Source organism: uncultured Phascolarctobacterium sp., assembly GCF_934190775.1.
Classification (GTDB): Bacteria; Bacillota; Negativicutes; order Acidaminococcales; family Acidaminococcaceae; genus Phascolarctobacterium_A.
This window is the reverse complement of sequence record NZ_CAKPTG010000001.1, coordinates 111,887-125,506: the sequence shown is the minus strand read 5'-3', so window position 1 is coordinate 125,506 and position 13,620 is coordinate 111,887. Positions and strand designations below refer to the sequence as shown.

Genomic DNA, 13,620 nt, shown 5'->3' with positions numbered 1-13,620 from the left:
TGGTGCGAGTGTTGGGCTTGGCAGTAATAAAGCCGTCAGTGGCAGTGCAAGCGTAGGCAAGATTGACAGCAAATATGAAAGCGTAACAGATCAGAGCGGTATTTACGCAGGCAAAGAAGGCTTTGATATCCGTGTAGAAGATAACACTGACTTGGAGGGTGGTATTATTTCAAGTACTGCTGATGCTGACAAGAATAAGCTTTCGACAGGTACGTTGACTTTTGAAGACATCCAAAATAAAGCGGATTATAAAGCAGGCGGAGCTGGCATCAAAATAAATAAAAACAATGATGCAGAATACAATGAAAAAGGTATAACACCTGATATTGGCATGCCTGCAAGCGGAGAAGCTGAAAGTACGACGAAAGCTACTATTAGCAAAGGTGCTATTGAAATCCGTGATAAAGAAAACCAGAAGCAGGATATCAATAAGCTGAATCGTGATAATGCCAACAGACTAAATAAGCTTGGTGAGATTTTTGACAAGACAAAAATTGAAGAACGTCAGGAATTAGCAAATTTGTTTGGCGAATTGGCGTATAATGAGATTCACTACATGGATGGTAGTAGCGAACAGAAAGCACTCTATCATGCTGTTGTTGGCGGGATTATGAGTAAGCTTACTAGCGGTGATTTTCTTGCGGGAGCAAGTGCTGCTGGAATAAATAAGCTAGTTATTGAAGAAGTTAAAAAAGCGGCTAATTATGAGCCTGATAAAATGCAATGGGTAAGTGCAGCATTAGGAGCAGTTGTGGCTGAATTTGTATCTGGTAATGCGCAAGCTGGAGCAAGTGCTGCTGCGAGCGGAACGAAGAACAATGAGGCAGCAGATATAATATTTAATCCTAAACGTGTATTAAATGGATATGGAGAAGGATTAAAAGATAGAGGTATTGAAGAAATAGAAGATATATCTGCTATTTCTTCAGATCCTCTTGGTACTCTTAATGAAATGTATCAATTCTTGCAAGCTGTATATGAAGAACCTAGTTTAGCGAATGAAATAAAAGAGCAATTTGTAGATGTATTCAACGAGAGGTTGGATAAATTTGAAAATGGTACAGCAGAAGAAACAGGTTACGAGTTAGGTCGTATTAGTGTTGATATAGCTTCTTTATGTGTTGCTTCTGGGAGTAGCAAAATATTAACTAAATTTCCTAGAGTAGGCAAGATTGTTTCTAGTTTAGAAAAGTACACAGCTAAGAGTATATCGACTACTAAATTAACTAATGATATAATTTATGTAGGAGATAACCTGTGGACTAAGGGGGCGTTTAAAAGAGGACAAATTATAGATAAGGCACTGGGCAACAATTTAGGCTACAATTTTCCTGTTGTTGATAAATTAAATGATAGAACTATTACTAGTATAAAAAGTATGGACTTAACATTACCTACTTATCAAACTGGTAAAGGCATTTATAATACTTTGGTGAAAAATATTGATGCATTAGATAAGTTCACATATAAATCATGGAACAGAAAATTTATTGGCTTAAATGATTATGACTCCAAAGAACTAGAGATAGCAATTTCAAAAACGATAATTTCTAAAGAACAGAAATATGGTATTGATAGAGCTATACAATATGCAGGAAACAAAGGCATAAAGGTGAAAATTACTATTATAGAGTAGGTGATTATATGAGAGGACTAGTTAATTTATTCGTTGATAAGCAAACAGAAAAAATTTCTATTTTAGTATATCATGTTACTACGATTGGCTTTTATGAGAGTATGGGATATATAAAAGAAATAGATAGTTTAGATAATTTAAAAAACTCTGTTGATCAATATTTAAATTACAGTATATCTAAATACAAAGATGATAATATTGAAGATGTAGATCCTTTTAAAAAAACGAAGTACAAAACATGGAATAAGTTCTTTTCAAATAATTATCTTATAGAAGTGTCATATGATATGAAAGGGAAAGTATATGAAATCAGATTGCCAGAAAGGGAAAAGAAAACCAAGTCTTTTGGAAATACTATAGTTTGTTTTGATTTCAAATTCACTAAGGAGGAATATAACGAAAAATTTGATGATACAATAAGATACATATTAGACAATATAAGAACTAAACAAGAGTAAAAAACTTGCTGAGTACAATATTAAAGGCAGCAATGTAGCCAGTGAAGCAGGAAAAGCCGACCTGATTGCCGAAAATAATATAAATATCACTAATGCAACAGAATACCACGAGCGCCTGCATGAAGAGCACAACAAGGTCAGTGGATTGCTTTCATCCAAAACAACGGATATTTATGATTACAGTAAGCAGAATACTGTTGTCGGCAGCAATCTTTCTGCCGGAGAGCTTGCGATGAGCAGTAAAAAAGATACGAATATTACAGGCAACAACGTAGTTGCAGATAATGACGTAAGCGTAAAAACCGGCGGCAGTCTGAATATCGGCAGTGCGGAGCAGACAAGCGAAAGCGAATATATTAAATCTGTAAACATGCGACAACAACAATGAAGTATTTAAAATGCTGAACAGAACTGTAGACGAGCTTAATGCAATAGGTTTGACTTGAATGCAGGCAGAAAAGGTTTCGGCTTGTATGGAGCTTTTGAAAAGGGGGCTTCACACACTTGTGAAAAGGTGTATTTAGGTAATCCTAAGAAAGCAGCTGCATATCTGATGCTTGATCTACGTTATATGGAAAAAGAAGTATGTATGGTTTTTGCTCTGAATACTAAGAACAGAATCATAGCTTCAGTAGTTGTTTCTGTAGGCACACTTACTGGTTCTCTTTTTGCACTAAAAAACCAGCGGATATTTACCTGACGGTAAAATTCCACTGGTTTTTCTGTTCAATGCTGGGTTTTGTCCCAGCCTCTTTGTGCTTTAAATTTCTTATTCGTTCAGGAGGTGCAGGTATTCAAAGAGCTTGAAGGCAAGGCTCATAATAATAGCAACAACGGTTGCGAGCACCATGCCCTGTACGGAAAAGGCACCGAAGGAGAGCTTCGCACCGGAAAGACCGATAATCATAATAACAGAGGTCATTACGAGGTTGGAGGATTTGCTGTAATCTACCTGACGTTCAACCAGTACGCGGATACCGCTGGCAGCGATTACGCCGAACAGCAGGATGCAGATACCGCCCATAACAGGAACGGGGATACTGTGAATCAGCTCGCTGAGCTTACCGCAGAAGGAAAGAATAATCGCCATGACAGCAGCGCCGCCGATAACCCAGGTGCTGTAAACCTTGGTGATTGCCATAACGCCAATGTTTTCACCATAGGTAGTGTTCGGAGTTGCGCCGGCAAAGCCGCTGATAACGTTGGAAAGGCCGTCGGCGAACAGAGAACGGGACAGGCCAGGATCCTTAATCAGGTCGCGGTCAACAATGTTGCCTGTTACTACGAGATGGCCGATATGCTCAGCCAAAACAACGAGTGCTGCCGGAGCAATGATCATAATAGCGTTGATATCGAAAACCGGAGCGTAGAAATGCGGCACCTGGAACCAGGGAGCGTCAATTACCGGCTGGAAGTTGACGATACCCATGATAGCTGCAAAAACATAACCGCAGACAACGCCGAAGAGAATCGGGATGATACTCATAAAGCCGCGGAAGGCAACGGAGCCGATAACGCCGACTGCCAGCGTGAACATAGAAATGGCAACGTTGACCATGTCGATTTTATCACCGGTCAAGCCTGCCATGTTGGCTGCAACAGGTGCCAGCTCCAGACCAATAACAGCAATAATTGCGCCCATTGCTGCCGGCGGGAAGATGACATCAATCCATTTGGTGCCTACGCAGTGAATAATCAGCGAGAAGAGCATGAACAGCAGACCAAAAACGATGAAGCCGGACTGTGCATGATTATAGGCAGAGGTGGACATAATCAGCAGTACAGGAGAAATGAAGGCAAAGCTGGAACCGAGATAGGAAGGGATTTTGCCTTTGGTGATAAAGATGTAGAGCAGGGTGCCCAGGCCGTTCATAAACAGGCAGGTGGTAGGGTTGACCTTGAATAAAAATGGAACCAGCACGGTGGAGCCGAACATGGCGAACAGATGCTGAATACTTAACGGAATATTAAGTAGTAATGGCGGACGTTCTTCAACTTGAATAACTTTGCGTTCCAAAATAAATAACCTCTTTTCTTAAATTTTGCTATGATAATTTTACGTGGATTTCACATTAATTGCAAGGAGTTTTTAGCAAAAGTGTAAAAAACTTTCCATAATCTCGGATTTTCAGATGAAGTGCCGCTCTTGTGTGATGCTTAAGAAGCAAGTATAATAAAGCTGTCATCTTTATTATATTTTTTTGTTGCTATTTCCGAATGAAGGGGGAATAAAAATGTTACAGGTAAATCATGAACGTGTAGCTAAGCTTTTACAAGGCCTGGCTGCTTTTACGGACAGTGAAGAGGGCGTTACCCGTCTTGCCTACAGTCCGCTGGATAAAAAAGCTCAGAGCTGGCTGTTGGAGCAGGTGCAGGATTTGCATTTGCAAATCCGCACCGATGCTGTGGGTAATGTATTCTTACGTCGTGAGGGCAAACAGCCACAGCTGCCGCCGGTGGCTAGCGGTTCGCATCTGGACACTGTTATCCATGGTGGTGCCTATGACGGCATGTGCGGTGTGGTAGGCGCTTTGGAGGCGCTGTATATGCTGCAGGACGAGGAGCTTGAGCGCAGCATTGAGGTGATTATTTTCCGTGCGGAGGAATCGAGCCGCTTCGGCTTTGCGACTATGGGCAGCAAGCTGCTGACAGGCAGCGCAGCGCCGGAGCAGCTGAACAAAGGCGCTAAGAAGGGCGATATCAGCTTTATCGAGGCCTTGCGTGAATGGGGCTGCAATCCTGACGCTTACCGTGATGCCGTAATTGCTCCTGGCAGCTATAAATGCTTTGCGGAGCTGCATATAGAACAGGGCAAGGTGTTGGAGCAGACGCAGCATCAGCTCGGTATCGTACATAATATTGCGGCACCGACGCGTTTTAAGATTCATATTCAAGGTGTGGCTGACCATAGCGGTGCAACGCCGATGGGCATGCGCCATGATGCGCTCGTCAGCGCTGCTAAGCTCATTTTAGCGGTGAACGAGGCTGCGGAAACAGAAAAAGCCAACGGCAGTGTCGGTACCGTTGGCGTAGTGGATGTAGAGCCCGGTTCAATTAACGTTGTGCCGGGAGCAGTTACGCTGTGGGTTGATGTGCGTGGCGTTGATAAAGCCAGCATTGAGCGCGTGCTGCAAAGCATCCGCGAGCAGGCTGAAAACGTTGCTGTTTGCGACGGCGTCGGTGTGCAGATGGAAATGCTGACTGCAGACAGCCCTGTTGCTTTGGATAAGGCCTTGGCGGCGCAGAGCGAAGCAATCTGCGCGGAAAAGGGCTTTAGCTTCTTGCATATGAACAGTGGCGCCGGCCATGATGCTATGCATATGACGAAAATTTGCCCCACGACAATGCTGTTTGTTCCCTGTCGCGCCGGCATCAGCCATAATCCGGCAGAGTATGCTTCAACTGAGGATATCTGCCGCGGCATTGAGGTGCTGGCGGAGGTTTTGCGCCGGGAGGCAAATTGACAATAACGCAAAAACTGCTATAATAAAGTATAGAGATAGCCGATTGTGGTAGGTCGGCTTTCCTCGCAAATGTGTAGTTTGAAGGAAGCCGCCTAACCATTAGGCGGTTTTTTCATGCCTTTTACACTCCTGTGCCGTCAAAGCAGGGGATGAAATCTTTGCAGGCTGCATCACCCTCCTGCACAAAGCCGTCTTCGATAGTGCTTTGCAGCAGATAGCTTTCCAGCTCCTTGTATTCCTCATCTGTAACCTTGCGGTTGATTTCAGGATATTCGTTGGCGCGGCCGCAGGGAACATACTGGTGCATCAGGCTGAACATTACCTGCCCCGGCTTGAAGTTGGCAGCAACCCAGTCGATAATTCTCTTGGTGTTGTCCGGCATGCCGGGCATAATCAGATGACGGATAATAACGCCTTTAGTCATAATACCGTTATCATCAATATGATAGTCACCGACCTGATTATACATTTCCTTAATTGCTTCGGTTGCGATGCGGAAGTAGTAGGGCGCGTTGCTGTATTTGATAGCAGCCATATCGTCGCTGTATTTTAAATCCGGCAGATAAATCTGAACCTTGCCTTTAAGGCGGCGCAGCGTATCCTGCGTTTCAAAGCCGCTGGTGTTATAAACAACAGGCACCGGCAGCGGCTCTTCCAGACTTTGCAGTACTGCCTCGGTAAAATGGGTGGGCGTAACAAGATTGATATTGTGCGCACCCTGGGCGATAAGCTCGTGATAGATTTCCTTCAGGCGTTCAATGGTAATTTCCTTGCCGAAGCCCTTGCAGCTGATGTCATAGTTCTGGCAGAAAACACAGTGCAGGTTGCAGCCGGAAAAGAAAACAGTACCGCTGCCTTTAGTGCCGCTGATGACGGGCTCTTCCCACATATGCAGGCCGGCGCGGGCAACAATCGGAGCGAGGCCGACGCCGCAGCTGCCGAAGCAGCCGGTAGTATCAGACATATTTGCGGGGCGGTCTATGCCGCAGCGATGCGGACATACATAACAGAGAGTCATATTATTTCCTCCTTTGAAAAGAGCTTGCCGTGCCTTTTCGGTATATGTATAGACAAGAATACTTGGTTCCCCCCTTGGGGGAACTGTCGAGTGATAGCGAGACTAAAGGGGGCAAAACTCTAATTCATCATACACTTATTCTACCACAATCGCCCGGTATTGACAAAAACAACGAGGCATCTTATAATTTTAGTATTAGGTCATATAACTGACGGAAGTGGGTTACCACAGGGGAGTATGACCGGTAGCACGCCGACCGTCTGGGCAAAGATTTTTTCTTGTGCCAGTGTGTCGGTTTTTTTGTTTGTCTAAGTGACTGGCACTATACAGAAGAGGAGGAGTTATAGTGAAAGAATTAGCATTAAAATATGGCTGCAATCCTAATCAGGGCAGCGCACGTATTTACATGAACAATGGCAGCGAGCTGCCGATTGAGGTACTGAACGGCCGTCCGGGCTATATCAATTTCCTCGATGCCTTCAACAGCTGGCAGCTGGTAAAGGAGCTGAAGGAAGCAACCGGCCTGCCGGCAGCAGCATCCTTTAAGCACGTAAGCCCTGCAGGTGCTGCAGTAGGCCTGCCGCTGAGCGATACTCTGAAGAAAATTTATTATGTAGATGATCTGGAGCTTTCTCCGCTGGCAAATGCTTATGCACGTGCTCGCGGCGCTGACCGCATGAGCTCTTATGGCGACTTTGTTGCTTTGTCCGATGTTTGCGACGTGCAGACCGCTAAAATGTTGGCGCGTGAGGTTTCTGACGGTGTTATCGCACCCGGTTATACCGAAGAAGCTCTTACTGTTCTGAAGGGTAAACGCAAAGGCACATACAACATCATTAAAATTGATGAAAACTACAAGCCGGAGCTGCTGGAGCATAAGCAGGTATTCGGTATTACCTTCGAGCAGGAGCGCAACGAAGCTAAAATTACCGCTGATCTGCTGCAAAACCGTCCGACCGTGAATAAGGAAATTCCGGAAGGCGCAGCACGCGACCTGCTGATTTCTTTAATCGTTTTGAAATACACTCAGTCCAACTCCGTTTGCTATGTAAAAGATGGTCAGGCTATCGGTATCGGTGCCGGCCAGCAATCCCGCGTGCATTGCACCCGTCTTGCAGGCGGTAAAGCTGATATTTGGTGGCTGCGCCAAAATCCGAAGGTATTGGCTTTGCCGTTTAAGGACAGCATCCGCCGTCCCGACCGCGACAACACCATCGACGTTTACATCTCCGATGATTATGAAGATGTACTGGCTGATGGCGTATGGGAAAACTTCTTCACTGAAAAACCGGAACCGCTGACTCGCGAAGAGAAAAAGGCTTGGGTTGCACAGCTGAAGGACGTTGCTCTCGGCAGTGACGCATTCTTCCCGTTCGGCGATAATATTGAGCGTGCGCATCGCAGCGGCGTGCAATATATTGCACAGGCTGGCGGCTCTATCCGTGATGACAATGTTATTGAGACCTGCGATAAGTACGGTATTGCCATGGCCTTCACTGGTCTGCGCCTGTTCCATCACTAAGATAGCTTTATAATGAACTTTCGTCCCACTCGTTTGACGGGTGGGACGTTTTAATTTCTTCTCTTTTAGTTTGGCCAAACCAAACACACTTAAAAATGCTTGCTGCTTTATTGCAAATTACATGATTTGCATGTATGATTGAATATAGGCAGTCTTTTACAATAAAGTAAAATAAAATGCCTATATCATAATTAAAACTAACTCCATTCCTATGAGGTGATAATATGCTTCTTAAAGGAATGAATTTCCGCGACATCGTGGATAAATATCTTTACATAGAAGCTGCCAGCGTGGCGCAAAAGCTTGGCAGCATTTTTGAGGTAACCGACGATGTCACCGGTTTGCTTTGCTATGGTTATATAGATGAACAGGCAGGTATCAGCTTTGAAATATTATGCTGTGCCGTATATGATGCAGCTAAAAAGACGCTGAAGCTGTTGCATGGTAATGACGAGCAATTAGCGAAGATACACTTAGCTGAGCTGCTGGAAGCGCAGGCAGCTGTGCTGCCGAGCGAAATGCCTCGCCTGAGCGAGTTCCAAAGCAAAGTGGCAATGGTGCAAAAGGCTTATAAGGCAGACGAAGCGACAGAAGCGATGCGTAAGCTTACTTCGTTAGATCCTGTAAGAATTGCTACGCATCCGGATATCGTCACGGTTTATCTGGTGCGCGGCGATGAAGCTGAAGCGGTTCAGGTGCTTCTTAAGGAAGTACGCGAGGTAAATATCATAGGCACGTTGCTTTCCGAGCCTCAAAAGGCTTTCGGTCTGCATAAGGGTGATGTAATTAGCTTTTATCTGGTGCGTAACGAAAAGGGTATTATGTGTATGAAGGTGCTGGAGTGATTACGAAAGAAAGGAAGAAATGCTGAGCTAGGCTTGGCAAGGTGATATTTTGAGTTCTATAAAAAGAGATAGGTATATAGATGGCAAGCTCCTTGTAGGCTATCCTGATGATTATACTGTTTTAGATATTGAAACTACCGGCCTGAATCCGCAAAATGATTATATAACGGAAATCTCGGCTATAAAATACCGCAATAATCGCAGAGTAGATGAATTTTCCAGTTTAGTTAAGCCGGAATTATCTATTCCGTATTATATTACACGTCTTACCGGTATCGATGATGCTATGGTAGCAGATGCTCCGTCAATCGATGAGGTTATCCTATCCTTTATGGATTTTTTGGCTGATGATATTATTGCAGGCTACAATGTGGGCTTTGATTTGAGCTTTATTGCGGAAAAGCTGGCAGGCTATTATGCTAAAAGATTGACCAATGATTATGTTGATGTAATGAAGCTGGCGCAGAATGAATTGCCGTTTTTAGGCAGGTATAAGCAGACTGCGGTCGCCGAATACTTTAATATTGCTACAGCAGGTGCGCATAGGGCGCTGGTTGACTGCAATATTTGCAATGGCTGCTACCAGAAGCTGAAGGAGCTGGCAGTGGCTGATTACCGTCTGCCACCGCAGCAAAGAGAGCTTGTGCTTGCGCAGAGTGCCAGCAGCTTAAAACCGCTGGCCGATAAGCAGATAGTTTTATTAGGCTCTTTTGATAGTCTTTATGTTAAAAATGTTCGGGAGATACTGACTGCGCTTGGTGCAAGCGTTGCACAGCACGTTACAGCCAGTGCTGATATGGTTATTGTTGGCACAGCGGATGCTTCCGTGTGTGACGGTGCTGATTTGCAGCTTGCCATCAGTATGAAAAGTACGGGCAGGAATATCTATATTCTTAAAGAGGATGTATTTTGCCAATCGTTGCTGGCCAAAGGCTGGCTGAGGGGTGTGGATAATTAATTAAACAAACGCAAAAGCTTTGAAACAAATAAAAAAGCCCGGACAGGTGTCTGGGCTTTTTGCCATTACTAAAAGCTAGTATAGGTTTGCTTTATAAATATTTTCATCCAGCAGCTCCAAGCGTTCAGTAGAAATATTTTCTACTTTCTTGCTGATTATCACAGCTAAAGCTTCAGCCAAACACAGTGGCACAACATAAGAGTTAGTAAAGCTCAAGCCTGTTACGTTAGTGGTGACGATGAAGTCTGCATAAGCTGCTAAAGGAGAAGTAACTCTGTCAGTAAAAAGAATAATCTTGGCGCCGCGTTTTTTGGCAAGCTCTAAGATTATGGTGCAGATTTGCGAGTATCTGGGATAAGAAAACATCATGATACAATCGTTTTTGCTGATGTCAACAAGCTTTTCCAGAGTTTCACTCTCTGCCTTGTTACATAACACCAGTCCTGGCAGAAAATAAATCGCTTTCCTCCAAAAATAGTCAGCGCAGCAGGAGGTTCCACGAAAGGCTGCAATATATTTGTTTCTGGAATTAATCAGACAATCTGCTATGTCCAGCAAAAGCTTATCATCAAGAGAATTGATAGCCTTGTTAATGTTATTTATGGAATTATACAATACTTCGCTTGCTATACTGCCGGTGTTGATGTAATTTTTGCTTTGGTTAAATTTTTGCATTGGTGAAAGATTTGCGTTATATTGTTCTAAAAATTTTTCGTTAATTGATTTTTTGAAATCTGTATAGCCTGCATATCCGAGCTCGCGCAAAAATCTGATGATAGAAGTATCGCTGACACCACAGGCGTTGGCAACATCCTTAATTGGACCAAAGCCTATAGTTTCCATATTATCAAGTATATAATCAGCTATAATTTTTTCCTTCTTTGTAAGTGTTTTATCTTTTATTCTGTCCTCAAAGTTCATACTAGTCCCCTCCCGATAATTATATTATAGCTGAAAATGTATCTTTTGCAACAAATATTGCGCTTACAAAATTGTTGCGAATGAATTTTGCGAATTCTTATTGACAGCTTAGAAGATAGAAAAGTATAATGTTGTTAATACAACAGATTGGAATAAAAATGTTGTAAATAATGCAAGGAAGCGGATTCGCAGAAAAGGAGGCTTTATTATGACGAATTTTTTGTTCTCGAAAAAATACCTCGCTTACAGAGTTGCTATTGGCTTTGTTTTAGGTATTGCAGCTGGTCTTTTGTTTAAAGATTTTTCTATTTGGGTAAAACCAGCAGGCACGCTTTTTATGAATCTGATTAAGATGCTGATAGTCCCGGTTATCTTTTTCAGCTTGACTAGCGGTATTGCGGCGATTGGTGATGTGCAAAAGCTTAAACGAATCGGTGGCAAGGTTGTGCTTATCTATGTAATCATGACTGTGGTTGCCTGTATCGTTGGTATTGGTGTAGTAAGCATTTTCCACCCTGGTGCTAATTTTGATACCAGTAACATGAAGGCTTATGATCCGAAAAACTTAAAAGCAATTTCCTTCTCTGCCTTTTTGTTTAATATGGTACCTACCAATATTATCAATGCGATGGCGAAGCAGGATATCCTGCAGATGATTTTCTTTACGGTGCTTTTTGCTGTATCTATAGTATATGTTGGCGAAAAGGGTAAAAAAGTTGTTGAGATGTGCGAAAGCGTAGCTCAAATTATATATAAAATGTTGGATATTGTTATGCTTTACTCTCCTATAGGCGTGTTTGCCTTAATGGCTAATACAACGGCCGTTTATGGACCGCAGCTGTTTGGTGCGTTGGCAAAATTTGTTGTTACAGATTATGTAGGTTGCCTGCTTATTTGGGCATTGCTGAGCGGTATAACCTATTTGTACACTAAAGTCGATTATATCAAAATGTGTAAATCTATGATTCCGATTTGGGTTAATAGCATAGCAACTAACTCCAGTGCCGGTACTATCCCTATTACTTTGGATTGTGTAACTAATAAATTGCATGTTCCTATGTCTATAGCTTCTTTTTCTGTGCCGCTGGGTGCAACTATAAACCTGACAGGTGCAGCTCTTTATAAAACAATTTTGGCCTTTTTTGTTGCTGAAATTTATGGTCTGGATATGACCTGGTCGCAGACAATAATGATTATAACTATATCAACCATTATGTCTATAGCAGCACCTGGTATTCCTGGCGGCGGTATCGTAACCGGTGCTATTTTCTTGAATCTTATGGGCTTGCCGATGGACATGATGGGACCGATTGCCGGTATGTACAGACTTATTGATATGAGTCATACTACCGTTAACGTATCTGGTGACGTCCTTGGTACATTGCTTGTTGCAAAAAATGAAAAAATCTGGGATGCATCCATGGTTGACCAGCCGCAGACCGAAGAATAAGATTGTTGGATTAAATTTGTGGAGGTACATGAAATGAAATATGGTAAATTATTAAATGAAGCTGATATGGCAAAGGCAAGAGATGCGTTCTATCTGCTTGATAAAAATCCTGATGGCACACCAAGAATCTTTTTTGAAAATGCTGGCGGTTCTCTGCGCTTAAAGGCTGCAGCTGACTGCTTTCATAAGCTGGATATGATTCCTGATTGTGATGGCAGAAAGCATCCTTTGGCAGTTGAGCTTAAAAATCTTGTTCACAAGGCAGAGGATGATGTAAGAGTTATCTTCAATGTAAAGGGAGGCAGTATCGCTACAGGACTTACAGCATCACAATTGATGTTTTCGATGGTAGAAACAGTAGTGAAAAATATTCCTGGCACCAATGTGGTAACGACAGTTCTGGAACATCCTTCTTCTTATGACTCTTCTGAGCATTTTGCCGCAACGACAGGCAAAGAGTTGCGTGTTGCTCCTTCTGATATCCTTACCGGTGGCTGTGAAGTTGATGCAATATGTGATTTGATTGATGAAAATACCTGCCTTTTGAATGTAATGTACGCATCCAATATTTCCGGTGCGATTATGGATATTCCGGCAATTGTAAAAAAGGCCAGAAGCATAAAACCGGATATCTATATTACAGTTGATGCAGTTCAGCATGCACCTCATGCAGTTATGGATCTTTCAGAGCTGGATATTGACGGCATTAACTTTGCTCCTTATAAATTTTTCGGTGTGCGTGGCTTTGGCGTAGCGTGGCTGAGTGATCGCCTGTCTGTATTGCCTCATGCCCGTCTTACCCAAAAACCGGAAAACTTCTGGGGCCTGGGATCAGACGCGCCTGCTCAATATGCGATGATTTCCAGCATTCTCGATTATGTTTGCAGCTTTGCTGATAATAAAAATGGTACTCGTAGAGAGCAATTTGTAGAGGGTATGACTAAGTTGGAGCTGCAGGAAAGAGCATTGCTGCACTATATGCTCGAAGGCACTGCTGATGTTCCCGGACTCAGACATATAGAGGGTGTAACTGTTTATAATGACAATCCGGATTTGACGAGACGTGACCTGATTTTAGCTATTGGCTTTGATAATCTGACTCCTACTCAGGCTACGGCGGAATATGTCAAACGTGGCATAGTTGTTTTTGACCGTGTTGATACAAGTCTGTATTCTGTAAGAATGCTGCACTCTTTTGGCTTAAAAGGCATAGTGCGTGTTTCTCCGCTCCATTGCCATAACCTTGATGAGGTGGAAGCATATTTGAAGGTTACGCAGGAATTAGCTAAGCTCTGAGCGCTGTAAAATATTAGTATACGCATAAAAAGATTACAGTAAGTATTTTAGA

13 protein-coding genes and 1 riboswitch are annotated in these 13,620 nt (G+C 43.1%); of the genes, 10 read left to right on the top strand and 3 right to left on the bottom strand.

Annotation, left to right across the window (positions count from 1 at the left end; genetic code table 11):
* The first annotated feature begins 331 nt into the window (after window positions 1-331).
* Genes Q0G26_RS00500 through Q0G26_RS00485 form a run of 4 tightly spaced genes read left to right on the top strand, consistent with a single transcriptional unit; the run spans window position 332 to window position 2,794 of the window.
* The gene (locus tag Q0G26_RS00500) at window positions 332-1,636 is read left to right on the top strand and encodes a hypothetical protein (RefSeq protein ID WP_366517708.1); all 1,305 of its coding nucleotides are present in this window, start codon (window positions 332-334) and stop codon (window positions 1,634-1,636) included.
* An 8-nt stretch (window positions 1,637-1,644) separates the two neighbouring features.
* Window positions 1,645-2,094 carry a hypothetical protein gene (locus Q0G26_RS00495; RefSeq protein ID WP_293827533.1) on the top strand — a complete coding sequence of 150 codons (450 nt, stop codon included), beginning with the start codon at window positions 1,645-1,647 and terminating at the stop codon, window positions 2,092-2,094.
* A gap of 19 nt (window positions 2,095-2,113) precedes the next feature.
* Window positions 2,114-2,482, top strand: a complete 369-nt coding sequence (locus Q0G26_RS00490; RefSeq protein WP_293827697.1) for a hemagglutinin repeat-containing protein — start codon at window positions 2,114-2,116, stop codon at window positions 2,480-2,482.
* A 54-nt stretch (window positions 2,483-2,536) separates the two neighbouring features.
* The gene (locus Q0G26_RS00485) at window positions 2,537-2,794 is read left to right on the top strand and encodes a JAB domain-containing protein (protein WP_293827531.1); all 258 of its coding nucleotides are present in this window, start codon (window positions 2,537-2,539) and stop codon (window positions 2,792-2,794) included.
* A 69-nt stretch (window positions 2,795-2,863) separates the two neighbouring features.
* Here Q0G26_RS00485 and uraA read toward each other — a convergent pair whose 3' ends face one another.
* The gene (gene uraA, locus Q0G26_RS00480; protein WP_210684027.1) at window positions 2,864-4,111 is read right to left on the bottom strand and encodes a uracil permease; all 1,248 of its coding nucleotides are present in this window, start codon (window positions 4,109-4,111) and stop codon (window positions 2,864-2,866) included.
* Between the two features lie 217 nt (window positions 4,112-4,328).
* Between uraA and Q0G26_RS00475 the strand changes: the two genes are divergently transcribed.
* Window positions 4,329-5,558: a M20 family metallo-hydrolase gene (locus Q0G26_RS00475; protein WP_293827528.1), complete on the top strand. Its 1,230-nt coding sequence runs from the start codon at window positions 4,329-4,331 to the stop codon at window positions 5,556-5,558.
* 121 nt (window positions 5,559-5,679) lie between these two features.
* On the opposite strand, the gene Q0G26_RS00470 is transcribed toward Q0G26_RS00475, so the two are convergent.
* Window positions 5,680-6,576 carry a radical SAM protein gene (locus Q0G26_RS00470; protein ID WP_293827526.1) on the bottom strand — a complete coding sequence of 299 codons (897 nt, stop codon included), beginning with the start codon at window positions 6,574-6,576 and terminating at the stop codon, window positions 5,680-5,682.
* A gap of 194 nt (window positions 6,577-6,770) precedes the next feature.
* Window positions 6,771-6,849: riboswitch (ZMP/ZTP riboswitch) on the top strand.
* Between the two features lie 70 nt (window positions 6,850-6,919).
* On the opposite strand from Q0G26_RS00470, the gene Q0G26_RS00465 reads away from it, so the two are divergent.
* The 3 genes from Q0G26_RS00465 (at window position 6,920) to Q0G26_RS00455 (ending at window position 9,901) form a co-directional block, all read left to right on the top strand.
* Window positions 6,920-8,098 carry a phosphoribosylaminoimidazolecarboxamide formyltransferase gene (locus tag Q0G26_RS00465; RefSeq protein WP_040564796.1) on the top strand — a complete coding sequence of 393 codons (1,179 nt, stop codon included), beginning with the start codon at window positions 6,920-6,922 and terminating at the stop codon, window positions 8,096-8,098.
* Between the two features lie 224 nt (window positions 8,099-8,322).
* Complete coding sequence (locus Q0G26_RS00460) at window positions 8,323-8,943, top strand: hypothetical protein (protein ID WP_293827524.1); 621 nt, start codon at window positions 8,323-8,325, stop codon at window positions 8,941-8,943.
* Window positions 8,944-8,992: 49 nt separating this feature from the next.
* On the top strand, window positions 8,993-9,901 hold the full coding sequence (locus tag Q0G26_RS00455; protein ID WP_293827522.1) for an exonuclease domain-containing protein: 909 nt from the start codon (window positions 8,993-8,995) through the stop codon (window positions 9,899-9,901).
* A gap of 75 nt (window positions 9,902-9,976) precedes the next feature.
* Here Q0G26_RS00455 and Q0G26_RS00450 read toward each other — a convergent pair whose 3' ends face one another.
* Complete coding sequence (locus Q0G26_RS00450; protein ID WP_293827520.1) at window positions 9,977-10,822, bottom strand: MurR/RpiR family transcriptional regulator; 846 nt, start codon at window positions 10,820-10,822, stop codon at window positions 9,977-9,979.
* A 208-nt stretch (window positions 10,823-11,030) separates the two neighbouring features.
* Between Q0G26_RS00450 and Q0G26_RS00445 the strand changes: the two genes are divergently transcribed.
* Both Q0G26_RS00445 and Q0G26_RS00440 read left to right on the top strand, forming a co-directional pair.
* On the top strand, window positions 11,031-12,272 hold the full coding sequence (locus tag Q0G26_RS00445) for a dicarboxylate/amino acid:cation symporter (protein ID WP_293827518.1): 1,242 nt from the start codon (window positions 11,031-11,033) through the stop codon (window positions 12,270-12,272).
* A gap of 33 nt (window positions 12,273-12,305) precedes the next feature.
* On the top strand, window positions 12,306-13,568 hold the full coding sequence (locus Q0G26_RS00440; RefSeq protein ID WP_293827516.1) for an aminotransferase class V-fold PLP-dependent enzyme: 1,263 nt from the start codon (window positions 12,306-12,308) through the stop codon (window positions 13,566-13,568).
* Window positions 13,569-13,620: the final 52 nt, after the last annotated feature.